This window comes from Corynebacterium sp. ACRPJ (genome assembly GCF_022347345.1).
Lineage (GTDB): Bacteria > Actinomycetota > Actinomycetes > Mycobacteriales > Mycobacteriaceae > Corynebacterium > Corynebacterium tuberculostearicum_D.
In genome coordinates, this window is record NZ_JAKRNC010000009.1 from 1 (window position 1) to 24,222 (window position 24,222).

General features: G+C 59.4%; 21 protein-coding genes and 1 tRNA gene. 13 read left to right on the plus strand and 9 right to left on the minus strand.

What is annotated here, in order from left to right:
• The first annotated feature begins 40 nt into the window (after positions 1-40).
• Entirely contained in the window at positions 41-1,276 is a 1,236-nt protein-coding gene (locus MHY08_RS07255) for an IS110 family transposase (protein ID WP_239236175.1), read from the plus strand.
• A gap of 181 nt (positions 1,277-1,457) precedes the next feature.
• Here MHY08_RS07255 and MHY08_RS07260 read toward each other — a convergent pair whose 3' ends face one another.
• The gene (locus tag MHY08_RS07260) at positions 1,458-2,252 is read right to left on the minus strand and encodes a serine hydrolase (RefSeq protein WP_239236107.1); all 795 of its coding nucleotides are present in this window, start codon (positions 2,250-2,252) and stop codon (positions 1,458-1,460) included.
• 401 nt (positions 2,253-2,653) lie between these two features.
• On the opposite strand from MHY08_RS07260, the gene MHY08_RS07265 reads away from it, so the two are divergent.
• Positions 2,654-4,324 (plus strand): alkaline phosphatase, encoded by a 1,671-nt coding sequence (locus MHY08_RS07265; RefSeq protein WP_239236109.1) that lies wholly within the window; start codon positions 2,654-2,656, stop codon positions 4,322-4,324.
• Positions 4,325-4,473: 149 nt separating this feature from the next.
• Here MHY08_RS07265 and MHY08_RS07270 read toward each other — a convergent pair whose 3' ends face one another.
• Entirely contained in the window at positions 4,474-5,562 is a 1,089-nt protein-coding gene (locus MHY08_RS07270) for an alkene reductase (protein WP_239236110.1), read from the minus strand.
• A 131-nt stretch (positions 5,563-5,693) separates the two neighbouring features.
• Here MHY08_RS07270 and MHY08_RS07275 point away from each other — a divergent pair, with 131 nt between their 5' ends.
• Positions 5,694-6,299: a hypothetical protein gene (locus MHY08_RS07275; RefSeq protein ID WP_204611327.1), complete on the plus strand. Its 606-nt coding sequence runs from the start codon at positions 5,694-5,696 to the stop codon at positions 6,297-6,299.
• Here the strand turns inward: MHY08_RS07275 and MHY08_RS07280 are convergent.
• The gene (locus tag MHY08_RS07280; protein ID WP_204611326.1) at positions 6,296-7,900 is read right to left on the minus strand and encodes a mechanosensitive ion channel family protein; all 1,605 of its coding nucleotides are present in this window, start codon (positions 7,898-7,900) and stop codon (positions 6,296-6,298) included. The two genes, MHY08_RS07275 and MHY08_RS07280, sit on opposite strands and share 4 nt — an antisense overlap.
• A 96-nt stretch (positions 7,901-7,996) precedes the next feature.
• Entirely contained in the window at positions 7,997-9,052 is a 1,056-nt protein-coding gene (locus MHY08_RS07285; protein WP_204611325.1) for a trimeric intracellular cation channel family protein, read from the minus strand.
• Positions 9,053-9,151: 99 nt separating this feature from the next.
• On the opposite strand from MHY08_RS07285, the gene MHY08_RS07290 reads away from it, so the two are divergent.
• The gene (locus MHY08_RS07290) at positions 9,152-9,472 is read left to right on the plus strand and encodes a hypothetical protein (RefSeq protein WP_239236112.1); all 321 of its coding nucleotides are present in this window, start codon (positions 9,152-9,154) and stop codon (positions 9,470-9,472) included.
• A gap of 209 nt (positions 9,473-9,681) precedes the next feature.
• Here MHY08_RS07290 and MHY08_RS07295 read toward each other — a convergent pair.
• Positions 9,682-9,755, minus strand: a tRNA-Ile gene (locus MHY08_RS07295).
• Positions 9,756-9,887: 132 nt separating this feature from the next.
• Here MHY08_RS07295 and MHY08_RS07300 point away from each other — a divergent pair.
• The 4 genes from MHY08_RS07300 to MHY08_RS07315 all read left to right on the plus strand — a co-directional run bounded on the left by MHY08_RS07300 (position 9,888) and on the right by MHY08_RS07315 (position 14,303).
• Entirely contained in the window at positions 9,888-10,793 is a 906-nt protein-coding gene (locus MHY08_RS07300; RefSeq protein ID WP_239236114.1) for a DUF5067 domain-containing protein, read from the plus strand.
• Between the two features lie 458 nt (positions 10,794-11,251).
• The gene (locus tag MHY08_RS07305; RefSeq protein ID WP_239236117.1) at positions 11,252-12,067 is read left to right on the plus strand and encodes a PTS sugar transporter subunit IIA; all 816 of its coding nucleotides are present in this window, start codon (positions 11,252-11,254) and stop codon (positions 12,065-12,067) included.
• An 11-nt stretch (positions 12,068-12,078) separates the two neighbouring features.
• Positions 12,079-13,653, plus strand: a complete 1,575-nt coding sequence (locus tag MHY08_RS07310; protein ID WP_239236119.1) for a PTS ascorbate transporter subunit IIC — start codon at positions 12,079-12,081, stop codon at positions 13,651-13,653.
• Positions 13,654-13,691: 38 nt separating this feature from the next.
• Positions 13,692-14,303: a hypothetical protein gene (locus MHY08_RS07315; protein ID WP_239236120.1), complete on the plus strand. Its 612-nt coding sequence runs from the start codon at positions 13,692-13,694 to the stop codon at positions 14,301-14,303.
• A 29-nt stretch (positions 14,304-14,332) separates the two neighbouring features.
• Here the strand turns inward: MHY08_RS07315 and MHY08_RS07320 are convergent, their stop codons facing one another.
• The 3 genes from MHY08_RS07320 to MHY08_RS11700 form a co-directional block, all read right to left on the minus strand.
• Positions 14,333-14,479, minus strand: a complete 147-nt coding sequence (locus tag MHY08_RS07320; protein WP_239236121.1) for a hypothetical protein — start codon at positions 14,477-14,479, stop codon at positions 14,333-14,335.
• A gap of 228 nt (positions 14,480-14,707) precedes the next feature.
• Positions 14,708-15,277, minus strand: coding sequence for a Panacea domain-containing protein (locus MHY08_RS07325; RefSeq protein WP_239236122.1), 570 nt, complete (start codon positions 15,275-15,277; stop codon positions 14,708-14,710).
• Positions 15,278-15,442: 165 nt separating this feature from the next.
• Positions 15,443-15,673: a hypothetical protein gene (locus tag MHY08_RS11700; RefSeq protein WP_275431224.1), complete on the minus strand. Its 231-nt coding sequence runs from the start codon at positions 15,671-15,673 to the stop codon at positions 15,443-15,445.
• Between the two features lie 220 nt (positions 15,674-15,893).
• On the opposite strand from MHY08_RS11700, the gene MHY08_RS07335 reads away from it, so the two are divergent.
• Positions 15,894-16,313, plus strand: coding sequence for an organic hydroperoxide resistance protein (locus MHY08_RS07335; protein ID WP_239236123.1), 420 nt, complete (start codon positions 15,894-15,896; stop codon positions 16,311-16,313).
• 643 nt (positions 16,314-16,956) lie between these two features.
• Here the strand turns inward: MHY08_RS07335 and MHY08_RS11780 are convergent.
• A complete protein-coding gene (locus MHY08_RS11780; RefSeq protein ID WP_370658793.1) occupies positions 16,957-17,295 on the minus strand; it encodes a sugar phosphate nucleotidyltransferase in 339 nt (112 codons plus the stop codon).
• 270 nt (positions 17,296-17,565) lie between these two features.
• Between MHY08_RS11780 and MHY08_RS07345 the strand changes: the two genes are divergently transcribed.
• From MHY08_RS07345 to MHY08_RS07360, 4 genes are read left to right on the plus strand one after another with little or no spacing between them, the layout of a single operon-like run.
• The gene (locus tag MHY08_RS07345) at positions 17,566-19,038 is read left to right on the plus strand and encodes a DUF3375 domain-containing protein (RefSeq protein ID WP_239236124.1); all 1,473 of its coding nucleotides are present in this window, start codon (positions 17,566-17,568) and stop codon (positions 19,036-19,038) included.
• Positions 19,035-19,685, plus strand: coding sequence for a DUF4194 domain-containing protein (locus tag MHY08_RS07350; protein WP_239236125.1), 651 nt, complete (start codon positions 19,035-19,037; stop codon positions 19,683-19,685). Before MHY08_RS07345 ends, MHY08_RS07350 begins: the two co-directional genes overlap by 4 nt.
• Complete coding sequence (locus MHY08_RS07355; RefSeq protein WP_239236127.1) at positions 19,678-23,046, plus strand: ATP-binding protein; 3,369 nt, start codon at positions 19,678-19,680, stop codon at positions 23,044-23,046. The genes MHY08_RS07350 and MHY08_RS07355 overlap by 8 nt, the downstream gene beginning before the upstream one ends.
• Positions 23,033-24,175, plus strand: a complete 1,143-nt coding sequence (locus MHY08_RS07360) for a DUF3322 domain-containing protein (protein ID WP_204611308.1) — start codon at positions 23,033-23,035, stop codon at positions 24,173-24,175. The genes MHY08_RS07355 and MHY08_RS07360 overlap by 14 nt, the downstream gene beginning before the upstream one ends.
• Positions 24,176-24,222 lie beyond the last annotated feature (47 nt).

Sequence of the window (24,222 nt, forward strand, 5' to 3'; positions counted from 1 at the left end):
GCTTCTTTTCAATCGCATCAATCTTGGCCTTATCGGCCGGATCTCGTCTCGCCACAGTAGTCATTCTGGCTTATCTCCTTATGCGGGATCGGTTCCCACACACAAACCATCAGACACTCTCTGCGTCTTAGATATCGACGGCACCCAGGTGCTATCTAAGCGCATCAACCAAAACGAAAAATCCCTGCGCACACTGTTTTCAACGTTCAGCGCACACGACCACAAAGTCCTTGTCGTCGTGGACCAGCCAAATAACATTGGTCGACTAACTGTCGCAGTTGCTCAAGATATCGGAATCGACGTGCGCTACCTTCCCGGTTTGGCTATGCGTCAACTCTCACGCATCCACGCTGGCAATGCCAAAACTGATATCCGGGACGCCTATATCATTGCCCACGCTGCAAAGAACCTTCCGGAGTCCCTCCGCAGCGTCGACCGTGTCGAAGAAGCCTTCCTCCAATTGAAAGTCCTCAACGGCATCGACGAAGACTTAGCGCGGTCCTACACCAGGCTCATCAATCAGATTCGAAGTGCACTAGTAGGCTGCTACCCGCAATTCGAACAGGCCCTTCGCGGTCAGATAATCCACCGCAAGTGGGTTCTGCACCTACTTGCACGCTACGGCGGACCGACCAAGATAAAACGCCTCGGAAAAGCCAAGGCAGCTGCCTTTGCTCGACGCTATAAGGCACGCAATCCCGAACCTGTCCTCGATGCCATATTCGCTGCTATCTCTGAGCAAACAGTCACCATTGCAGGTGCGCACTATGCCGAAATGGGCATAGCAATGTCGGCGAAAGACGCACTCTTAAAACTCGAACATCGCAAACAAATCGAGCAGGAAGTCATCGAGCTCATCAACGACATCCCCCACACTCAAATCCTGCTATCCATGCCAGGAATCGGACCAAAGACGGCAGCACAAATTCTCATGACCGCGGGCGACATGTCCGACTTTCCGTCAGCTGGGCACTTGGCCTCTTACGCTGGTTTGTCGCCCCGAACGAATCAGTCCGGAACCTCGATCATGTCGAACTCACTGAACCGCGCCGGCAATAAAAAATTAAAGAACGCCCTATGGCAATCATCTTTTGCATCCATCAGATTCCACGAGCGTTCCCGGCAATTCTATGAACGAAAGCGCCGTGATGGCAAGAGACACAACGCCGCAGTAGTGGCACTAGCCCGCAGACGGCTCAACGTCCTCTACGCCATGATGCGCAACCACGAGCGCTACCGCGATCCCGCCTTACAACAGGAAGGAATCGCAGCCTAAACACCAAGAACGAAACAGCCGACTGGGAAAACCCAGTCGGCTAGCAGGCATGCCCGAAAACCACACGACCAAACAACCCCGTAGAGAGAATCCGCCCCCGATTTCTCCACCCGCGAGGTTGACAACCTATATAGGAACACCCCCCCCAGTGGAAGGCGCTCGCTTCGCCACAGCCGGCAGATTATAAAGAGTTCCAGATGGCGGTATTCGTATCGTTCCAGAGCGGCTTGCACCATTCGCCAAAGTCGCGGTTTGTAAGCGCGACCATGGCATAGTCGCCGGCGACCCAGAGGTAGGTGCCGGACATGCCGAAGTGACCGACGGCGTCGGCAGGCAGGGCGCCCATCCAGTGATCCTTATCGCCGTGGATTTCAAAGCCTAGACCCCAGGTGCAGTCTTTGAAGCTGCCGTAGCCCGGAACGATGCCGCGCAGGCCGCCGAAGTGGACGCGGCGCATATCGGCCACGGTGGAGGGGTGCAGGAGTTGTGGATTCTGGACTTCCGCGGCAAAGGCTGAGAGGTCCTCCACCGTGGAGATCAAACCGTGCCCGGCCGAGCCTTCAAGCCGGGTGGACTCCATGCCCAGCGGGACCAGTATGCCTTCGCGCAGGTACTCGGCAAAGTCCATGCCCGTAGCTTCAGCCACGGTATCGGCGGCCCACTCATAACCGGCCGAGGAGTAGATGCGGCGCTCGCCCACCGGCTTTTGCGGCTCCCGGGAATCAAAGGAAATGCCAGAGGCGTGTGCAAGCAGGTGCTCGAGCGTGGAGCCTTCCGGGCCGGCCGGCTGCTCAAGCTCCACGGCTCCTTCTTCCACGGCCAGCATCACGCCGTAGGCCGCGACCAGCTTGGTTACCGATGCCACCGGAAACTCGCAGGCGGTATCCCCCACCGTTTCCTTCACTTCGCCCCGGTGCAGCAAGGCTCCGGCCACCGTATCCGCGGGCCACTGGCTAATTTGGCTAAATTCACTCATACTCTCTAGCCTACTGAGCCTCATTCGGAAGCACTGGACCGCTGTGGGCGCACCTTTTCGAGCCGGTCACTCCTTTGGCCTACTGGGCCCCGCACGCCTTGGGCCCACGAATCCCACATACCTTAGGTCTACAGGGCCCCGCACACCTTAGGTCCAAGGTGATCGGGCCGATCTGAGCGAATGGACCCCTCAATTCAGCCCTAAAGGCCTCAAATCAGCCCGATCAGAATGGACCTAAGCCACAAAAGCCGGCGAAAGCCCCTCGAAACCACCCACCCGCCAGACGCGTCAGGACCACAGGAGGCCACTCAAGTAAACCACCGGTTAAAACAACAAGAACATTTTATGGAATCGGGCAGGAAACGGTTGCACACCCATTAGACATGAGAAAACTTTCAACCATGTCTAATAATTCTAAGAACACGGGCAGCGCAGTTAACCGCCGCCGCTTCCTGCAATCCACCGGTACCGCCGGTGCCGCCATCGCTTTGTCCGGTGCAGCCGCCAACGCACAAAGCAGCCTCTCGCCGCGCGTGGAGCAGCACATGGTGGAGCCGAAGCTAGGCGAGCGGCCCTTCCTCCACGGTGTGGCCTCGGGTGACCCGATTCCGGATTCGGTCATCCTGTGGACCCGCGTGACACCGGATGCCGATGCCATGCCGGGATCCGGGCTGGGCGAGGCCACCCGGGTGGAGTGGGAAATTGCCAAGGATGAGGACTTTAGGGACGTCGTTAAGCAGGGCGAGGTGACCACCGACGCCAGCCAGGACCACACCGTGCACGTGGACCCGCATGGCCTGGAGCCGGAGACCGTATACTTCTTCCGCTTTAAGGCGCAGGATAAGTACTCGCCCGTCGGCCGCACCAAGACCGCCCCGGCGCTGAGCGCCTCCCCGGAGGAGCTCACCTTTGGGGTGGCTAGCTGCGCTAACTGGGAGTCCGGCTTCTTCAATGCCTATGGCGATATTGCCCAGCGCGGCCGCGCGGACCAGCTGGATTACATGATTTTCTTGGGCGACTATATCTACGAGTATCCGCAGCGCGAATACGCCGGCTATGGCCCGGTGCGCCTGCACCACCCGGCGCACGAGATTATCTCGCTGGAGGATTACCGCATCCGCTTTGGCCGCTACCGCACCGATGAGAACCTGCAGGCCGCACACGGTGCGCTGCCGTGGGTCGTGGTGTGGGATGACCACGAGGTGGCCAACGATAACTGGCGCGAGGGCGCCGAGAACCACACCGAGGGCAAGGAAGGAGCCTTCCTGGACCGCCGCAAGGCCGCGATGCAGGCCTACTTTGAGTGGATGCCGGTGCGTGCGACCAACCCATCCGAGCAGGGCCACCTCTACCGCAGCCTGACCTTCGGCGATCTGGTGGAGCTAACCATGATGGATCTGCGCACCTACCGCGATGAGCAGGTGCGCTTTGGCCCGCGCAAGATGGCCGCTGAAGGCCGCACGATGCTCGGCTCTGAGCAGTACAACTGGCTGCTCAATAAGATTGAGACCTCTTCTGCCAAGTGGAATATGCTGGGCAATTCCGTCATGTTCTCCCCCATGAACCTGGCTACCCTGCAACAAGATGACAAGACCAAGCCGGTCTCTTCCTCGCTGTCTTCCAATATCACCGGCATTCCGGTCAACGGCGACCAGTGGGATGGTTACTCGGCGGAGCGCCGCTTGCTTATCGACGCCCTCTCTAAGCACGACTCCCACACCCTCTTTGTCACCGGCGATATCCACTCCGAGTGGGCGCACAATATCAGCAAGGATGGCCGCATTTTCGGCGCCGAGATGGTCTGCGCCTCCGTGTCTGCGCCGAACGTGAACGAGCAGCTGAAGCTGCCGGAGGGCAATGAGCTTTCCAAGTTGGCCGAGCGCTACTTGATGGGCGCCAACCCGCACACCCGCCACGTGGATCTGGACCACCACGGCTACAGCTATGTCACCGTGCGCCCGGATTCGGCGGAAATGCACTGGTTGCGCGTGGATAACCTGCTCACCGCCAAGTCCCCGGTGCGCGAGGCCGTGACCATGACCTGGCGCCCGGGTGAGGGCTACACCACGTAGTTGTAAGTTCTGTCACATGACAGGTACTCGATGTTAACGAACGAGTAGTACACCTTCGATAGTAATAGTGAAATGCCCTCTCTCTGGGGAATTTCACTACCTATCACTCGCCCGCCTTTCGGGCCCCCTTTGGTGCCGCGGATTCTTCCCTAGTCCGCGGCATACTCATAGTCGATGTAGCCACGCTCGCCGCCCAGGTAGAACGTATCCTGGTCCGGCTCGTTGAGCTCGAGGCCTTCGCGCCAGCGGCGCACCAGGTCCGGGTTCGCGATGAGCCGGCGGCCGACCACTGCGGCATCCACGTAGTCCAGCTCGATTTCGCGCTGGGCATCCTCCTTGGAGGTAATCGTGGGGAAGCCATCATTCATGAGCACCTTGGTCACGCCGTTTGCGCGTGCCTTCTGCGCCAGCGTGGCGATGAGCTCGCTGTCCGGCTCGCCATGCAGCAAGGACACATAGGCCAGGTTCAGCGGCGCCAGGGCGTCGAGAAGCCCGCCGTAGGTAGCCAGCATGTCTTCCTGATCGTCTTCGATGACACCCTGCACGTTGTGTGCCGGGGAGAAACGCACGCCAACGCGGTCGGCACCGATCTCCTCCACCACGGCGCGGATGACCATCTCTGGCAGGCGCCAGCGATTTTCCGGGCTGCCGCCGAATTCATCCTCGCGCTTATTGGCAGATGGCGCCATGAACTCGTGCAGCAGGTAGCCGTTGGCGCCGTGGATCTCCACGCCGTCGACACCAGCATCAATAGCCCGGCGCGCGCCCTGGCGGAATTCGTCCACGATGCGCGGCAGCTCTTCCTTCTTCAGCTCGCGCGGCACCGGCGCGTCCATCTTGCCAGCGAAGCCACGCACGGTTCCGCCCCAATCAAAGGCGCTCGGCGCCTCCGGGTTCGCACCGTCAATCAGGTCCGGGTGGCTCGTGCGGCCGCCGTGCATGATCTGCATGAACAGGGTGCCGCCTTCCTCGTGCACGCGGTCTGCGACGGCGCGCCAGCCTTCTGCCTGCTCGTCGGTCGCAATGCCTGCCTGGCCCGGGAATGCGCGGTTGGTCCACGCCGGGAAGGTTCCCTCCGTAACCACCAGACCAGCCGTGGCACGCTGCGAGTAGTACTTCTGGTGCAGCTCGGTAGGTACACCGCTTTCGCCTGCACGCTGGCGGGTCAGTGCCGCCATGGTGACGCGGTTATCTAGCTTGAATCGGCCAAGTTCCAGTGGTTCGAAAAGTGAAGTCATGCCCAGTGCAACGCGCAGCCGAAGCGCACTATTTCATCTCCGCCAATACAGATCATTTATGCACGTTAGAAGCACCGCGAAAATGTTAAAGTCTTCCCCGTACACTTCGCCGACCCCCTCTGATATTTCCCATGCTCAAACGCGCCTCTGCCTTCATTCTCGCCGCCTTGTCCATTACCGGCCTTAGCGCCTGCGGCTCCAATGATGAACAAGCTTCTAATGATGCGGAACCAATATTTAGCCAGCAGCAAGAATCCGACGCGCCCACTACGGTCACCAAGACCGTTGACAATGACGAAAGCGCAGGCAATCAAGATGATGAGGAAAGCGCGCCCGAAGCCGGGAACGGCGCACACTCACCCGCACCAGAGAAGGGGAATCACAACATCAACGCTGGACAAATAGGTGGCAAGTGCGGCTACACCAACCAGGGCGATAGCATCCATGCGGGTGAGCACACCTCGTGCGAGTTCACCGGTGCGATTTTTGATGAAGCCATCACCCACACGTTTACCTATACGCACCGCAATAAGATGGTCAATGGCTCCTATAACACCCGCATTTCTGCGGTAAGCCCGCAGACCAAACAGACTTATAATCTGTTCTGCGCCATCGGCTCAGACGTACGCGCATTCTATTGCCAAAAGGATAACGACACCGGCGTTTATGCCAGCTTCACCTCGCCTAATAATGAGCGCTGGACAGACCGGCTTACTGTAGAAGGCCACCCCTACTAGCGCGGCTCTGCCGGGATCTCTATGCCCGTGCTGCCGGCCGTTCCGGAAGCTTGGGTACCGTCACCGGCATCGCTGCGTACATTCGGTGCCTTGCCAGAACCATTATCAGAGTCGGTCCCTGCGTTGTCTGCGCCGGTGGCAGCGCTCGGGGCTGGTGAGGCATTGCCGGTAGCGTCTGTTCCCCGCCCGGCGTCGGAAGGAGCATCCGCCACCCCAGCACCTTCAGTGCCCTGCGGGTTGGTGGCCGCAGAAGGAGCCGCGCCTTCCTCGCTTGGCTCGCTCTGTGTGCCGGTTTCGGTGGTTTCTTCGGTAGGTGCGGTAGAGCTGGGGGCTTCGGCAGGCTGCGAGGAGGAGGTTTCCTTGCCACTATTGCGCCAATGCTCGGGCGAGAGCCAGCCAGCGTCGGCACCGTCCGGGTTGCTCGAAGCCAGGGTCAAAGCACCGACGACGAACAAGACGAGGATAAGCCCCGTGGTGGAGCCGCGCACTCGGCCGCCAAAGGTGGCGATCTTTTGGAACCTGGTATTGGTCTCTAAAGAACGCCAGATTCCCTGGGTAGGTTCAGGTTCTTGGTCGTCATCAGACAGGGCGGGCCTTCCGGGGCCATCGCTTTCTCGGCCGGCTTCCTCTTCCGGTTTTTCGGCCGGGCGAGGCTCCACGTTGGTTTCCGGGTGGGAATCCTTGCCGGCTGTGGAAGCATCCTTGACGGATTCTTGAGCCGCGGTATTTCCTTGCGGTGGGGTCAACGGGCGCTGAATTTCGTCCAAGTCAGCCACGTTGTAGTGATCCCAGAATTCCGCGAGCAGCGCCGAACGGATGGCACGCTCCACCGCCCATTGGCGGGCGGGGTTAACGGTGACCAGCACGCGGTAGGTCACGTGCCACGATTGGCCGGCGGCCTGCGGGGCAACCAACTGGGTGGCTGGCAGCACCTCCAGCTCGCCATTGACGTCTACGGCGATGGATGGCTCGCGAATTGCCTGCTCGGAGATGGTGCGCACCCGGCGCGTGATCTCCGGTAAGGTCTCGCCCTCTTGCACGGGCACGTCGAAGTTGACCACAGCGCGCGACCATTCTTGGGAATAGTTTGTTACCGCGCCGGCCGAGCTATTGGGCACGGTGACCAGCTCGCCGGTAGGCGTGCGCACCTTGGTGGTGCGCAGGGTCAGCATCACCACGGTGCCTTCTACGCCGGTCACACCATCAAAGCTGACGTAATCGCCTACGCCGAATTGCTTTTCCGAAAGGATGAAAAAGCCAGAAAGAAAGTCCGCGATGATGGATTGGGCACCAAAGCCTACGGCGGCCGAGACTATCGTCGCCGGCACTGCCGCGCCTACTGCAGGCACGCCGAGATTGGTCAGCGCGGCCCAAATGATAAGGAAGTACGCGATGGCCTGCACGATGTAGACCAGCGCGCCGGTCAGCGCCAGGCGCGCCTTGGTGGATTCTTCATCTTCATCGAGGCGGCGCTCTATGATGCGGATTGCCAGCCTGCCAACGCGCGGTATCAAAATACCGATCAGCAGCAGCGCAATAAGCGGCAAGCCGTGGTCAACGAAAAGGCCCCACAGCTCGTAGAAGTAATACTTCAGGTTCATGCCTCTACCGTAGGCCGCAGAGCTGAAAACTGGATGCCAGTTCACTGCCAGCCACCAGGCAAGATCCCAAAGGCCCTTGCACGGATTGCCCGGCGTCTAATCGCGGGAGTTATAGCGCTTCATGAGCCGATCGATGAGCTCATCAGTAAGCTTGTCATCTTCCAAGATGGTATCGAGCAGGCGCTGCGATTCTTCGTTAGAGGCCTGTTCCTCCGCTTCGTAGGAGTCACCGGTGAGGTCCACGCCGAAGTCCGTATCATCGCCTTCTGCTACCACTGCGCTGAGCTGATCCACATCAGACTCGAAAGACTCCATAAACTCGCTGGCCTCCGCAGCGGCCTCCTTACGGCGCTTGCCGGAGCGCACTTCCTTTTCAATGCGGCGTTGCAGCGCGGCCTCCATCTGGCGGTGGCGCCAAGAACGTAGGCGGTGCGGTTCTAGGCGGCGGCCCACTGCACGGCTTTTATTTTCGGCTTTCTTGGCCAACACTTTAACCTGAGCAGCAGTGTGATTAATCGGCGCCCAATCCTGGTAGGCCGGCACACGCCACCCAGCCCAAATGCCCAACAGCGCCAAGAAGATAGAGACCAACGGCCCAATAATCATGCCCACCGCCATCATGTCGAAGTGGTGGCCCACCAAGACGATGACAGCGCAAGCAACAGCCGGGATAACCGTCGGCTGGTTATCACCAAAGACGCTCGGCTCGCGCCCCATCACGATGTCACGAATCATCGATCCACCCGTGGCCGTAAACACGCCCATCATGATGCATGGGATCAATGGCAGGCCGTAGGTAATGGCCTTCACCGCGCCGGTGGCGGCCCAGAGGCCGGAAACGACGGCGTCGCCATGCGCCTGCAGATAATCCCAGGTCTTGCCCTTGAAATAGACAAAGCGGGCAATCAACGCACCGGTAAAAGCCAAGTACAGGTACTCGGGCTGGCTCATGGCCGCCACCGTGCCGCGGTTGATGAGCACGTCACGCACCATGCCACCACCTAAGGAGGAGAACATCGCAATGAAGAAAAAGCCGATGATATCGTAACCGCGCTTGCGCGCCATGGTGCCGCCGATGATTCCCATCAGCAGCACGCCGCTGATATCGGACCAGCGGTAGAGAGATTCAATGAGCGGATCCACTTCAACCATATGGTTATTAGACTTCACCGCCCGCCCATGCGCAATTAGCACACCCAAATGCGCAGCTCGGCTATACTAAATGTTTTTGTCTCCCTATCTCTACGCATTATGAAAAAGTATCTCCCCTTGCTCTACATTGCTGTGCTTAGCGCTTGTTCCTCCCAGCCCGAGGCAGACGAGCCTAGCTTTGCCGACCCTGCCGCGCACAGCAGCGAGGATGAGCAAGCCTCGCTTGCCGACGCCCCAGAAAGCGACCCCGACCCCGACCTTGCCCAACAAATCGGCGGCGACTGCGGCGTCCGCGACTACGCGCTTATCACCGCCCAGGATGACACCAACTGCGCCTTTGCCATGGAAACTTATAAGCGTGCAATGAAGGCGACCTACCAGTTAGAGGCCCCCGATCCCTCCGTTACCCCAGCGCGGTAAAGCGATATTACCGCGAAGGACCCAGTTTCTGGCGACAAGCACGTTCTGCATTGCATCATCTCCACTAACCACAAGAATCTCTCCTGCCCTGCAGACGATTCCGCGATTGGTGCTCGGCTCGAAATCACCGTCCAGCTGGGTTTTGCAGACCGCGTGCACACCAAAGATTAAAGGCGCCGGCACTGCTTGCCGACGCCTCCCTTTAACCGTGGGGCCAGCGGGGCTCGAACCCGCGACCAACGGATTATGAGTCCGTAGCTCTAACCGACTGAGCTATAGCCCCACGCAGATTTCCCGCCCACTAGGGCGATTCTCTGCCCTCAAAAGATTAGTCAAAGAGTGGCCAAAGACCAATTTGCCCCCTTCGCTATTGAGTATTTGTACGCTTCCTACCCCCTGAGGGTAGAAGTTAATTATGCGCAAACTACTCTCTTCTCTCATCCTCGTCTCTGCACTCACGCTTACTTCCTGCTCAGATAGCAGCAGCGACAAACCAAAGGAAGACGGCTCCAACAATTCCACGTCCAATGCACAGGCCGATGCGAAGTCCGCCATTGGAACGTGGAAGCAAGAGGACAGCGCTTCTGAAGATGGCTGGATGGAAGCCAGCATCACCGATGACGTCATCACCATCGAATGGGTCATGGACAACGGCGAAAATCGCATGATCTACTGGATCGGCACCTTTGACGCTCAAGCCGCTGCCTCCGGTGAAACCGTTTCCTCAAACCGCGATACCGTTGCCACCGCCTCTGAGTGGATGACCGCTTCGTCCGATAAGAAAGACTTCTCTATCGAAGACGACACCTTAACTTTCAAGGTCGCGATTGAAGATAAGGAATTCACCACACATATGAAGAAGGTGAAGGATGATCCGACAACCGTTAATGAGCTAAAGAGCACAGATTTTAGCCAATCCTTTAAAGACGGAGTTCTGGATGTTCCAGCCGCCAAGTTCGAAATTACCGATCACCGTGTTGTTAAACCTGGTGAGCCCGGCAACGAAATAGGTGAAAAGCCACTTCTCGTCTTTAACTATGACGTAACGAATAAGACGGATGAAACCCTAACTACCACCGACTTTGTCGTGTACTTCACCGCCATCCAAGACAATGATCCGAATAAGGTAAACGAGCTCGACCTCGGTTCCTATTTTGATCCTGAAACTTCCGATACTCAGCTGGAGCAGATTAAAAAGGGAGGCACTATTGCCGGCACAATAGCCTACGAGCTCGATGATTTAACTACACCTGTGGAGCTTGTCGCGACTAAGTCCTTCAGCCAAGACGAAATCGGCCGCCAAACTTTCGAGCTCGATTAACTGCCCGTATACAACGCACGTAAATCTCCCGTTCTAGCTACTACAGAAACCTAAGCCCGCCGAGATACAAAGTCTGAAGTGAAATCGGGCCTATTTCTCACTGAGGTAGGCAGTACTTGACAGGCGAATCCAGCTCCCTCCTGTATCCAACGGGAGGGGCCTGTTGTAGTGCTCAAAACAGCACTTTAGCTGTGTTTCTCCCCGCACCAACAGGGATTTCTCATTTCCGCCCATTAGCACGAGTCCATTTCGAGTTCCGGTCTTTTCCGAGAACACACGCTCTCCCCCTTGCATTGCGACCACGCTAAAGGCCTATAGAACCAATTCGGCCGTCTCTACTGCAGCACCAACCGCCCCAGTGCAAACGTTACCCCTGCTTTTACCTCCCGTTTCACTACGGCTTAGAATCATGAGTGACATTCACCCTGATGTCACTATTTCTGTGATGGGAGATACATATGGCCACACTAGATTCCCTCTTAGCGCCCGGCGCGGTAGAGCTGCACGGCACTGCCAAGGACTGGCGAGAAGCTATCCGGTTGGCGGGATCACTACTGAAAGAAGCCGGCACAATTACCGCGGAATACACCGAGGCTATGGTGCGCTCCGTGGAAGAAACGGGCCCATATATCGTGGTGGCCCCAGGTTTCGCTTTTGCGCACGCACGCCCTTCGAAGGCAGTAAAAGAAACCTCACTGTCGTGGGTGCGCCTGGATAAGCCGGTGGAATTCGGGCACGAATCCAATGACCCTGTAGACCTCGTCGTAGCGTTTGCCGCACGGAGTGATTCCGAGCATCTGCAAGCGATGAAGCAGCTAGCAAAGCTGCTAGCCACCAAGCGCGATGAGCTCGATCGCGCAGAATCTGAAGAGGAGCTCCGCGCAGTTCTCACGGCATCGACTTCGAGTAAGAAGCGCACAACTTCCGCAGCACCGACGGAGCCAAAGGCCCACCCAGCGAAGCAAAAGGCCGCCGATTCTGTTGCTTCTAAAGGAAAAATCCTCACGGTATGCGGCAACGGCCTGGGAACCTCGCTATTCCTTAAGAACACGCTCGAGCAGGTTCTCGATGAATGGGGCTGGGGACCATACCTGAACGTAGAAGCCACGGACACCATCTCCGCCAAGGGCCGTGCGAGCGAGGCAGATTTCCTCCTCACCTCAGGCGAAATCGCGGCAACGCTGGGCGACGTCGGAGTTCCCGTCTACGTCATCCAAGACTTCACCTCTATGTCTGAAATCGATGGGGCTCTGCGCGAGCTCTATGACATCTAAGGAGCATCCTCATGGATTTTCTTCTTGCTATCGCAAACTTCCTCGTTAATGAGATTCTCTCCGTACCGGCATTCCTCATCGGCATCATCACCGCGGTCGGCTTGGCCGCGATGGGACGCGGCACCGGTAAAACCATTGGCGGCGCCATCAAGGCCACGCTTGGCTTCTTGCTCATTGGTGCCGGCGCGGGCCTCGTCACCGATTCGCTGGAGCCTCTCGGCGCCATGATTACGGGTGCCACCGGCGCGCAAGGCGTGGTCCCGACGAATGAGGCAATCGTAGGCATTGCCCAAGACCAGTTCGGCAGCCAGGTCGCCTGGATTATGATCCTCGGCTTTGTGGTCTCCCTGCTCCTCGCCCGCTTCACGCCCATGAGCTATGTATTCCTCACCGGCCACCACGTCCTCTTCATGGCCACGCTTCTCACTATGGTGCTCGCCCCTGCCGGGTACTCGTCTTGGGTCGTCATCGCCTTTGGCGCGGCCCTGCTCGGCATTCTCATGGTCTCGCTGCCGGCTATCGCGCACCCATTTACCCGCCGAATCACCCGCGATGACTCCGTTGCCATCGGACACTTCGGCACTGTGGGGTACTTGGCTGCGGGCGGCGTCGGCAAGCTGGTGGGCGGCAAGGGAAAGAAAATGTCGCCCTCTACTGAAGACCTGAAGCTGCCGGAAGGCCTGCGCTTCTTGCGCGATTCTATGGTGGCAACCGCGCTCTCCATGGCGCTGATGTACGTGGTGCTCGCCGTGCTATTCATCGCCCGCGCCGGTTCGGAAGAAGCCTTTACCGCCTTCCCTGACGGCGCCACCAACGTGGGCAATTTCTTGATGCAGTCCGTCACCCAGGGCCTCCAGTTCGGCGTAGCCGTGGCCGTTATCCTCTTTGGCGTACGCACCATTTTGGGCGAGCTCGTGCCCGCGTTCCAGGGCATTGCGGCCAAGGTCGTGCCCGGCGCGATTCCCGCGCTGGATGCGCCCATCGTGTTCCCTTATGCCCAGAATGCAGTCCTCATCGGATTCATTTCTTCCTTCGTGGGCGGCCTGGTGGGCCTCGCCGTGCTTTCCACCTGGCTCAACCCAGCCTTTGGCGTGGCCCTGATTCTGCCGGGCCTCGTGCCGCACTTCTTTACCGGTGGCGCGGCCGGCGTTTACGGCAATGCCACCGGTGGTCGCCGCGGCGCGGCACTCGGCGCCTTTGTCAACGGCCTCATCATTACCTTCCTGCCGGCATTCCTCCTCAGCGTCCTGGGTTCCTTCGGCTCCGCAAATACCACTTTCGGCGATGCCGACTTTGGCTGGCTCGGCCTGCTGCTGGGCTGGTCCATCCACGCCGATGGCGCTCTGGGGCTTTTCTTCATTGCCCTTATCGCGCTGGCCATCTTGGCCTTGGGTTGGGTATGCCAGCGCACGCTTGTCGACGCCCACTGGGACCCCTCCCCTCACCGCCCTGCCCCCACCAGCGCTGCCGACACCGCCTCCGCGGGCGCGACCGCGGCCGCCACTTCTTCTGGCACCGCCAAGAAGTATCCCAAGGTGCTACCGCCTGAGGGCGCGCCGGTTCCACCCGCCCGCATCGAGCAGTAACCCCGCACCACACCCCAAAGGGCGCTACAGTATCCCCTATGCAGCGCCCTTCCTTATTCCCCGTAGCGTCCATCCTTCTCGCCGCTGGCCTCACCGTGAGCGCCTGCGGCTCCGGCTCCGATTCCGATAACAACTCCGCGCCGGAAAACGAGCCAGCCTTCTCCACCGCACAGGACAATAGCTCTGCCGCGGGCGAAGCCGAAGCAGAATCCAGCCCGGAGAAGGACACGAAGCAACCCCGCACCGAGACGGTCACTAAACAGACCGAACCGGATCAGCCCGCTCCGCCAGCCGGCGGCAACCACAACATCAATGTGGGCCAGATTGGCGGCTACTGCGGCACATCCTCGTCTGGCGATTCCATCGACGCCGGCGATGCAACCTCCTGCGAATTCGCCGCCGCGGTCTTTGACGCCGCGATGCAGGCTAGCTACACCATGCGTTCGAAAGATCCCACAGTAACGGCGGTATACCACGCAGATATCACCGCCAGCAGCCCAGTGACCAAACAGTCCTATAACCTGGATTGCCGCATGGGCAGCGATCAGCGGGTGCTCACCTGCGAAAAGCCCGGCGATAAAACGGTGCGCGTCTCTTTTGAAACCGCGGACCGAAGCGTGTGGACCAAGCGCGTGGCCACTACCAACTAACCGCTACTCCAGGAACTAACCAGACCGAACTAGAACAACCGTTCAGCAAACCATTCTGCAATGAAGCCTTCCTTCTTATCGCGCGCAGCGGCCACGGTTTCAACGAGCTCCACAATCTCTTCATCGGCGATTGGCCCCAGCCCAAAGCCTTCGTTTTCAAATAGGTGGAGGCACATACCCAGGCGATTCGCTTATTGCCGTCGACGAATGCATGCGCTTTGCCAGATAGTGCAACAACGCTGCAGCCCTATCCAGTGCAGATGGGTGCAAGTACTCTCCGCCGAAGGTCTGTAAAGGGGTGGCCAATGCTGACTCAAGTTTCGAGCGGTCGAGGAGGTTGCCATCCCGACCGATGAGTTGACGGTTCAGTCGAACTACGTCTTCCACCGGAAGACAATACTCATTCATCGGGTTGCAAGGATCTCAAGAGCGCCCTTCCAGCGTTCTGCTGAAGCTTGCAAGCGCTGCTGCAGATCGGCACCGGAAAGATTCTGCACAGAAAGCATAGGCCGCGTCGGCCCTTCAGCACCACGAGCTTCCTGCAAGGCATAGTATTTTTTCATTTCCAGCTGCGAAATCGGCTCGTTAGCATTCGCCTCGGGGCCCATCTGACCACGAGCGACGATCCATGGACGTTCCGAGTGCGTAAGTTCAATCAATTCATCGGATGTCTTATCACCATAAAAGGCAATCACGGCATCGATGATCTTTTCGGCTTCGTCCCCTATAGCCTCTACATCAGCTCCCGGTAACACCGTAGAGGTTTTCTCGGAGCGTTGAAATTTATTCTCGCGATAGAGGTTGGGTTCAACCGGACCGTCTTTCCACGCCTGAAACTCATTCGAGACAAGAGGTCGCCCGTACCAGCCCAGGCTCCATGCTTGGCAGTAATACGTAAGCTTCTCCAGCTTCCAAGCATCAACCCACCCCAGTTTGTTGTAGATAACCTGCGCGACGCCTACTGCTGTAGCCATGGCCCCTCCTCTCCTAGTGCGAAACAATTTTTACGTGTATAAAGCCAAAATTCTTAAGCCAGTATAGCCTTCCTCATCTGCTATATGAAGGCCACGGCAGCTCCACGTCCACAGGCACGCCGGCGAGGGTGTCCAGTGTTTTCTTGAACTCGGCAAGGTCGATGCCTACCTCCTTATAGCCTCTGCCATGGCTTCGGGGATGCATTCGGCACGGGTGCGGAGGAAGGCACCGTCGGCAGTCAGGGCAGCGAGGGTGCAGCGGTCATCGTCAGGGTCGCACCAGTGCTCCACATAGGCCTGCTTTTCCAGGCGCTTGAGCAGCGGCGTGAGCGTGCCGCTATCTTGACCCAGGCGGGAGCGATGAATTTCAACGGCACCGGTCAATCCGCTTCCCACAGCACCAGTATGACCAAGTACTGCGGATAGGTGATCCCGAGCTCTGCCAACAGCGGGCGGTAGGGACGCGCCGCTGCACAGCACCCTGCCAACGCTCCAAGCCTGCCCTTACTCCAACGCCACCCGCGGCAATATCGAGGTCACCGTCAGCGTCGTCGAAGACTAGCGTTCTTGCGTACAATCGGCGGACGTACAAAGACCCAATAGAAAAGGAGTCATCATGGACGCCGTATACACCACCGAAGCACTCTCCACCGGAGCAGGCCGCGACGGCCGCGCTGTAGTCAAGGATTCCGATCTGGACTTCACCATGACCGCCCCGAAGGAGATGGGCGGCAGCGGTGAGGGCGCTAACCCGGAGCAGCTCTTCGCTGCCGGTTACGCCGCCTGCTACCACTCCGCACTCAAGGCAGTGGCCAAGGACAAGGGCGTAGACGCGGAGAACTCCACCGTCGGTGCCCGCGTTTCCCTGGGCAAGAACGACGAGGGCTTCTACCTCGGCGTAGACCTCGAGGTCACCATCCCAGGCGTTGAGGACGACAAGGCACAAGAGCTTGCCGACGCCGCCCACCAGATGTGCCCTTACTCCAAGGCCACCCGCGGCAACATCGAAGTCAACGTTGGTGTTGCGCAGGACTAATTTCTAGTCCTCTCCCCGCCCACGCCGCGCCATCAGGCGCGCCGCGTGGGTATTTTTATGCTTTGCGCAACCTCTTTTGTCGGCGCCCAGAAGACCACTCGGCGCACCAGCAAGGCTCAAACCCTATTTTTTTAAAAACGCAGGTTTTTATCAATTGGCCCGCCAGCTGGAGCGCCTATTTTATAAAATCGTCGATTTTTAACAATTAGGGTTCCCCTCGGGCTTCCCTTAACTGCGCTAATTGATCGAAATGGACCTCGCTAAGAAAAGTGCCAGACGAGGTCAGGCGAGCTGAACTTCTTATCCCCCTCACCACGCTCCAATTAGTGTAAACCATCAAAGTGAAGTTATCTTGCGGCGATGACAGGGTGTATTAGGACGAGCTTTCCGCTTAACTTTCTAATACTCTAGATAGCTCCACATTCTCGTAGTAAGCAGAATGTGATTTAACTGTTTCGCTCACGTCGTGGTTGACCGCAAACGAGGCGTCGGGCCTGGCCCCCGGAAATTGGACAGGTCGGGGATCAGGCCCTTGAACCCCCTAACCGCCTTGCCTACCCCACCTTACCCCGATACTTCTCCAGCAGGACCTCCAACTCAGCGAAGAGAGCTGGGCCGTACTTCGAGTGGTGGAGCCCGCGCTCTACGCTCGGGGAAAGAAGCCGGCGGGATTGCTGAGGTCATGGCGCATGCCATCATGCACCACGACGCGAACGGGGTGTCCCTCGGAAATGAGGAGAGCGATGGCGCCGGTAAGCTGCAGTTCTCCGCTTTTGCCGGGAGTGATATGGCGAAGAGCGCCAAAAATCGCGCAGCCCAAAAGGTAGCGCCCCGTGGCCACCACATCCGAAGGCGCACTTTCAACCGCAGGTTTTTCCACCATGCCCACAACCTTCTTCACCCGATCATCGTCGGTAGCCTCCACATCAAAGACGCCATAATTCGACACCTGCGGCGGCTCCACTTCCACCGCCAACAACACCGAACCGCCATGCTCCTAGTGCACCCGAATCATCTCACTCATGGCGACGGTCGGCTCAATAACGTCATCAGGGAACATGACCGCAAAATAGTCTTCATCAACATCCGAAGCGGATTCCTTAGAAAAGCTCTGGAACCCACCCGGCTCTAGGCGTCAACGTTCCGGTAACCAGCTCGTCATACTCACCACCTAAACGCAAAAGCCCCTCCTTGAGTTTAATACTGTTCTCACTTTCCTGCGCATGTCCATCACACCTGTCAGAATCGAATCATGTCTGTTGAAGCTCGCGCGCTGTCACTCCGGCGTTTGATGCATGATTCTGCCGCGATCCGGCTTCTTGCTGCGGATAATGCGCCGGTGATCCTGGCTGTCATTGCGGAGTACTTTCCGCGCGGTACTCGTGCGCGTCCGGCGGCGGAAGTCTATGAACTCATGGTCACTGATTTTGAAGTCATCGCCAGCGAGTTTCCCATGCCCCGCACGCCACAAAGCTATTGCAATGATTGGGTCAAGGCTGGTTGGTTGGTGCGCAAATCTGGGAGAAGCTCACTGGGTGAAACCCTCGAACCCAGCGAAGAGGCATTGTCTGCGCTGGAAGCTATCGAGCGCTGGGAAGCACCAGTGACCACGGTGACGGCCTCCCGTGTGGAATCGATAAGCTCGGCCCTGCAGAGGTTGGCGCGGGATACCAATGAGGACATCGCCAGCCGCGTGGCCAGCTTGGAGGCAGAACGCGCGCGGATTGACCGCGAGATCGAGAAAGCACAGCTAGGCCAGTTTGAAAGCTTTACCGCTGCGGAGACGGAGGAAAGAGTCCAAGACGTTCTCAATATGGCTATGGCAGTACCGAGCGATTTCGCTCGAGTGCGCCACGAGCTCGAGGCGCTCAACCACCAGCTTCGTCGGCAGCTTTTGGATCCGGAGGGATACCGCGGTGACGTGCTGGAAGAGATCTTCAACGGCGTGGACCACATCGCGGAATCAGACGCTGGCCGCAGCTTCCAGGGCTTTTATTCTCTCCTTATGGATAGGGAGCGCAGCGCCTGGCTAGACCAGTGGATTGAGCAGGTACTCGATAGCGATGCCGGGCGAGACATTGCGCCGGTTAGGCGCAGGCAGCTGCGCAGCCTCTTTCGCGATATGGAAGAAACCAGCTTTGAGGTAAACCAGACCATGACGGGTTTGGCGCGCAGCCTGCGACACTACGTATCCTCGGAACAATTCGCGGAGGATCGCCGGATGATTGAGTTACTGCGAGAAGCCCGCGGCATGGCCATTGATGCCGCGCAAACTAGTGAACTCAAGGCCTTCCACCGGATGGAGACACCCTTGCAGCGCATCGGCATGTCCATTCACTCTGTCTCCCGCATTCGTCTGGCCAACCCTGGGCGGGAGGTGGTGGAGGAAGCGCCCGTGGCCTTCCAACCGGGCGAGGAAGATGCACAAGCCTTGTATGAGCTGGTGCGCGAGTCCGAGATCGACTTTGAGGAATTGCACGAAGCAATTCGGAAGACCGTGAGTGATTCTGGACCGTGCACCATCGCTCAAGTCTTGCAGGCCCATCCCCCAACGCAAGGCCTAGCCAGCGTGGTCGGATTGGTCCACATTGCTGACCAACATCCGCTGCCTGCTGTGAGAGAGTCTTATGAGAAAGTCACGTGGACTGAGGAGGACGGCACCATACGTGCCGCGCAGATTCCTACTATGTATTTCGATCACACAACCGTTGAGGAGCTCCAGTGACCGCCGCTAACAGTCCCCGCGTTGATTCCGCGCATGAGCCACCGCTGTGGGAGCACGATAAGGGAACGCTGACCTACCACTCGCGCCGCGCCTTGGTACAGCTGCTTCAAGGCCCACTCATCCGTGCGCAAAAGGAGCCGGTGCTGTGGTCAGCGATTATCTCCGACGAGGAAAATCTCCGTGCCCGACTGCACGAGGTGTTCCTCGAGCTCGTCATCGATGAGACCGACGGCTTTGCCTTTACCCGCATGGTGGAGGAAGACAGTTTGAGCATCCCGCAGGTGTTGCGCACGGACAAGCTCAAGCACATCGATACCGCCATCTTATTGAACCTGCGCCAGGAGCTTGGCCTCGCACTGCCGGGTGAGCGCGTCATCGTGGACGTGGAGGATCTCCGGGAAAGCATCGGCTATGTCCGCGCGGTGGATAACCGCGACGAGGCCGGGTTCACCAAGCGCTTCAACGCGGCCATTAAGCGCATACAGAATGACTATTCGCTGCTCAGCGCCACGGAGACCGAAGGCCGGCTGGAGGTCTCCCCGGTGCTGCGCCAGCTTTTCGATGCCTCAACGGTCACCGCCATCCGGGATGAATACGCCCGCTTGGCCCGGACGGAGGACACTGAGGAGGACTCTTCCGATGACTAAGCACACAACCCTTTACCCAGGCCAGTTCCGCATCAGCCGCATCCAGCTCATCAACTGGGGAACCTTCCACGGCTACTTTTCCATTCCGGTAGCGCGCAAAGGTTTCCTCATCACCGGTGGCTCGGGGTCAGGTAAATCCACGCTGCTGGATGCCATGTCGGCCGTCCTCGTTCCGCAGAACCACGTGAAATTCAACGCGGCCTCGCAGCAAGATCTCGGTCGGCACAACGGCCGCAATTTGGTCTCCTACGTGCGTGGTGCGTGGCGGCAGCAGGAGAATACTCAGACCGGTGAGATTACCCCAGAGTACCTGCGCGAGGGTGCCACAAACTCGGTGGTGGCGCTGACCTACGACAATGGCGAGGGCAAACAGCACACCCTCCTCGCCATTTTCCGCCTCAACGGCGGCGAGAACTCCGTTGGCCAGATCAAGAAATTGTACGGGCTGGTGCCGGGCGATGAGGACGTCGATAAGCTCAGCCCCTTGCTCACTCGCAGCCTGGATACTCGCAAGATAAAGGCCTTGTATAAGGGGCCCGGTGCATCCTTCACTCCAACCTATGCCACGTTTGCGGACCGCTTTCGCAAACGTCTGGGTATTAAGAATGTGGAGGGCCAGCTTCTATTGCACCGCACACAGTCCGCGAAGTCACTATCCAGCCTGGACCAGCTCTTTAGGGACTACATGCTGGATGTGCCGAATACCTTTACCAGGGCGGATGAAGCTGTGGAACAGTTTGAGGACTTGCGCCAAGCCTACCTGCGGGTTGAGGACGTCAAGGCCCAGATTGATACGCTAGCTCCCCTGCCCCAGTTCCACTCTCAACGGTCAAGCGCCGAGGCGGAGAAAGAGAAGGCAGAGGCCATGAGTGAGGCGCTGCCGGCGGTACGCGCACGCCTAGTGGCAGAGGAACTGGACTACCGCATCCGTGCGCTCACAGCACAGCTGGAGGAGGCCCAGTCCCAGTCGGAGACCCTCAACGCTGAGGTCGCGCACCTGGATGATGCCGAACGCCGCGCCGCGGTAGCCGTTACCCAGCTCAGTGCAGGCGAGCTCGATGCTTTAAGTGCCAAGATGGAGACTGCAGATAGGGAGATTGAGCACCGCACGAAGGAATTCCAGCGTCTGAGCACGGCGGCTGGCGCGTGGACTAAAGATTACGAGTTTAGCCCCCACGGCTTTGCTGAGCTGCAGGCCAACGCAAAACTGCGCATCGCGGATTTTGAAACTGACTCCGCCGACCTCACCAACCAGCAGCAGGAAGCCGGCGTGGGCGCCCGCGATGCGGCCACCGCCTGCGCGACACTCGAGAGCGAACTGCGCTCCTTTAGCTCGCGGCGCACCAACATCGACAAGACTCTGGTAGAACTGCGCGCGCAGCTAGCTCGGGATACCGGCTATACCGAATCCGAGCTCCCCTTCGCTGGTGAACTCATCGATATCAGCCCGCAGCAGGCGGACTGGGAGCCGGTGATTCAAAAACTCCTCCACGGTTTTGCCGCCACCCTGCTCGTGCCCGAAGCTGCCCGCGACACCATCAACCGATGGGTCAATTCCCGCAACGTGGGCACCCGCCTGGAGTACCGCACCATCCCGGAGTTCGCCCCCGTTCCGGCCTCCGCGCGCAGCCCGCGGCAACTCATCCACAAGCTGGAATTCCCAGACCACGCCATGGCGAATTGGGTACGCCAGCATATTTCGCGCCGCTTTAACTACGAGTGCGTGGACTCGGTTGCGGAGCTGAATAAGGTCACCACCGCCCCGGCGGTAACGCGCGACGGCCTGGAAAGCCGCCCCAAGGATAAGGACGGCTCCACCCGCTTCATCAAAGATGACCGCAAGCGTTTTACCGGCACCGCCTGGTACCGCGTGGGCTCCACCAACACCGCCAAGATTGAGCTGCTTCGCGCCCAGCTCACGGAGGCCAAGGCCACCGCTCGTGCCACGGCCAAGCAGGTCCAAGACCTGAACCGGAAGATGGACATCTTGCGCTCCCAGCGCGATAAGGCCCAGCAGGTGCTGGAAACCTCCTTCCAGGACATCGACACCGCCTCCGCTAAGGCCCGCCGGAAGGACCTGCAGGAGCAGTATGACTCGCTGGCCTCCTCCCCGGAGGCCCAAGCCTTAGCTGCAGCCCACGAGCAGGCCAAGCAGAAGCTTACGGCTGCACGCGACCGGCTTAACGCCGCCCAAAAGCACCTGGGCAACATCGAAGGCGAGCTTGAGCGCTCCACTGCGCGCCGCCGCGCCATCGGCACCGTACCGGAAATCCATGACCGGGACATCGCGAAAGCTGTCGAAGAAGCACTGCACAAAGGCAAGCGCAAGCTCACCATTGATGACATCGATACCCGGCGCGATGAGGTGCAAGCTAGCCTCCAGAACACCGCCCGCACTGCTACGCGGCGCATCGAAGACGCCAACGCGAAGATCGTCTCCGTCCTCCACTCGTATTTAGCCCAGTGGCCGGCGGAAGCCGCGGATATTGAGCCGCTGGCGAGCTACGCGGGCGAGGGCATCGAAAAGCTCAAGTTCCTGCGCGCTGACCGTCTGGCGGATTTCCGCGCCCAATTCCTCGAGCTGCTCAACGGCGCGACGGTGCGTAACCTCTCGCACCTCACCACGGACCTGCGGCGCGCCCGCAGCGATATTGAAATGCGCATGGAGTTTATCAACAAGTCGCTAGAGCGTTCGCCCTTCAATGGGGAGCGCACGCTGCGCATCGACGTCAAGGATGCCCGCGGCCAGGTAGTCCAGGATTTCCAGCGGGATCTCGATGCCGCTACCTCCCACAGCTTGGGCGAAATCAGCGCCGATGATACAGAGGCGGCCCTCGCGCGCTATCACGCATTGGACAAGATCTTAAGCCGCTTGGGCTCCAGCCAGCCGGAGGATATCCGCTGGCGCAACGTGGTGCTAGACACCCGCCGGCACGTCAGCTTCATCGGCCGCGAGTGCTACCCCGATGGCACCACGGCCAATACCTACCAGGATTCCGCTTCGCTGTCTGGCGGCCAGGCGCAAAAGCTCGTTTTCTTCTGCCTGGCGGCGGCACTGCGCTTCCGTCTGGCGGAGCCCGACCAAGACGTGCCTACCTATGGCTCCATCATCCTGGATGAGGCTTTTGACCGCGCCGATCCCACGTTTACGCGCACGGCCATGTCTGTCTTCACGTCCTTTGGCTTCCACATGATTCTGGCCACGCCTTTCAAGCTCATCCAGACACTCTCGCCCTACGTGGATGGCACGATTGTGGTCAAGTACGACGAGCCCACTATCAATGGCCGCCCGCAGGCCCGCACGGGCTATTCGCTTATCGACGCCTCCACCTACCAGGATCCCGACCATGCGCAGCCCTAAAGATCTGCAGTACCACACCGCAAAATACCTGCACAACCACTTCGCCGAAGCGCTCGCCGAACCGGATTCGCTGCACTTGGCGTGGCCACTGCACCCACCGACAGCCACTGCCGCCGCCCGCGATATCGGCACCACCCAAGACTTCATCCGCGCCTGGCAGCGCTGGCCGCACCAGGATGAGCTCGTCTACGCGTCCCGCAATTGGTCGCGCGCGGGCCTCGGCACGAATAACGTCCCTACCCGCATCACCATCAACGGCGCCGAACGCATCGCCGCTGCTGCCGGTCTCACCGCCGAGTACGCCCGCGCCCGTAAGCGTGCGCACAGCATCGCTGCCATCTTTCCCGACTCCCCCGACTTCGCCCACACCGTCCGCCGGTCTTATACCCAGTGGAAGGACTTAAGCACCTACGATCTACGCTGCCTCGCACCGTGCCTGACCTGGCTGCGCGCCAACCCCAACTCCGGCGAATGGGAGCGCGCCGTCCCGGTGGAGGGCGTGGACGGCAAGTGGATTGGTGCCCACCGCCGCCTGCTCCTTTCGCTCCTCGCGCCGTTTGGCATCACGGACTTGGGCCTGCGTCGCAGCGATACCCGCCTGCGCCTGCGCTACCTCAACCACGCCCCTGCGCTCAGCGATATCGAAATCCCCCTCGCCCAGGCAGCCAACCTTTTCACGGACAGCCCTCCCCGCGTCCTCATCGTGGAGAACAAACAGACCTTTCTGGCCTTGCCCACGCTTTCCGACGCCACCCCTCCCACCATCGCCCTCCTCGGCTCCGGCACCGCCGCCCACCAACTTCACGCACTGGACTGGCTCAACCACACCGACATCACTTACTGGGGCGATCTCGATGCTGCCGGCTTTGCCATCCTCAACGCCGTGCGCGCCCACTTCCCCCACACCACATCCCTGCTCATGGACACCGCCACCGTCACCACATTCCAGCACCTCGCCGTCCCCGACCCCGGCGACGGCTCCGCCACACTCACCCACCTCACCACCGAGGAGGACCGCGCCTACCGCCAACTCTTCACCGCCGGCAGGCTGCGCATTGAGCAGGAGCGGATTCCGTTTTCTCATGCGAGTGCGGCGATTGTGGAGATTTACGGACGAACTCAGCTTTAGCGAACCCCCGCATAGCAAGCCCCTCTCCCAGGCACCCCGAGATCCTG

Bases quoted from the DNA above. Each gene is read 5' to 3' on its own strand.
- MHY08_RS07290 (WP_239236112.1), top strand. From the start codon at position 9,152: ATGAAAAAGTATCTCCCCTTGCTCTACATTGCTGTGCTTAGCGCTTGT.
- MHY08_RS07315 (WP_239236120.1), top strand. From the start codon at position 13,692: ATGCAGCGCCCTTCCTTATTCCCCGTAGCGTCCATCCTTCTCGCCGCT.
- MHY08_RS07280 (WP_204611326.1), bottom strand. From the start codon at position 7,900: ATGAACCTGAAGTATTACTTCTACGAGCTGTGGGGCCTTTTCGTTGAC.
- MHY08_RS07360 (WP_204611308.1), top strand. From the start codon at position 23,033: ATGCGCAGCCCTAAAGATCTGCAGTACCACACCGCAAAATACCTGCAC.
- MHY08_RS07300 (WP_239236114.1), top strand. From the start codon at position 9,888: ATGCGCAAACTACTCTCTTCTCTCATCCTCGTCTCTGCACTCACGCTT.
- MHY08_RS07320 (WP_239236121.1), bottom strand. From the start codon at position 14,479: ATGTGCCTCCACCTATTTGAAAACGAAGGCTTTGGGCTGGGGCCAATC.
- MHY08_RS07275 (WP_204611327.1), top strand. From the start codon at position 5,694: ATGCTCAAACGCGCCTCTGCCTTCATTCTCGCCGCCTTGTCCATTACC.
- MHY08_RS07285 (WP_204611325.1), bottom strand. From the start codon at position 9,052: ATGGTTGAAGTGGATCCGCTCATTGAATCTCTCTACCGCTGGTCCGAT.
- MHY08_RS07260 (WP_239236107.1), bottom strand. From the start codon at position 2,252: ATGAGTGAATTTAGCCAAATTAGCCAGTGGCCCGCGGATACGGTGGCC.
- MHY08_RS07325 (WP_239236122.1), bottom strand. From the start codon at position 15,277: ATGGCTACAGCAGTAGGCGTCGCGCAGGTTATCTACAACAAACTGGGG.
- MHY08_RS07305 (WP_239236117.1), top strand. From the start codon at position 11,252: ATGGCCACACTAGATTCCCTCTTAGCGCCCGGCGCGGTAGAGCTGCAC.
- MHY08_RS07270 (WP_239236110.1), bottom strand. From the start codon at position 5,562: ATGACTTCACTTTTCGAACCACTGGAACTTGGCCGATTCAAGCTAGAT.
- MHY08_RS07265 (WP_239236109.1), top strand. From the start codon at position 2,654: ATGTCTAATAATTCTAAGAACACGGGCAGCGCAGTTAACCGCCGCCGC.
- MHY08_RS07335 (WP_239236123.1), top strand. From the start codon at position 15,894: ATGGACGCCGTATACACCACCGAAGCACTCTCCACCGGAGCAGGCCGC.
- MHY08_RS07345 (WP_239236124.1), top strand. From the start codon at position 17,566: ATGTCTGTTGAAGCTCGCGCGCTGTCACTCCGGCGTTTGATGCATGAT.
- MHY08_RS07310 (WP_239236119.1), top strand. From the start codon at position 12,079: ATGGATTTTCTTCTTGCTATCGCAAACTTCCTCGTTAATGAGATTCTC.
- MHY08_RS07355 (WP_239236127.1), top strand. From the start codon at position 19,678: ATGACTAAGCACACAACCCTTTACCCAGGCCAGTTCCGCATCAGCCGC.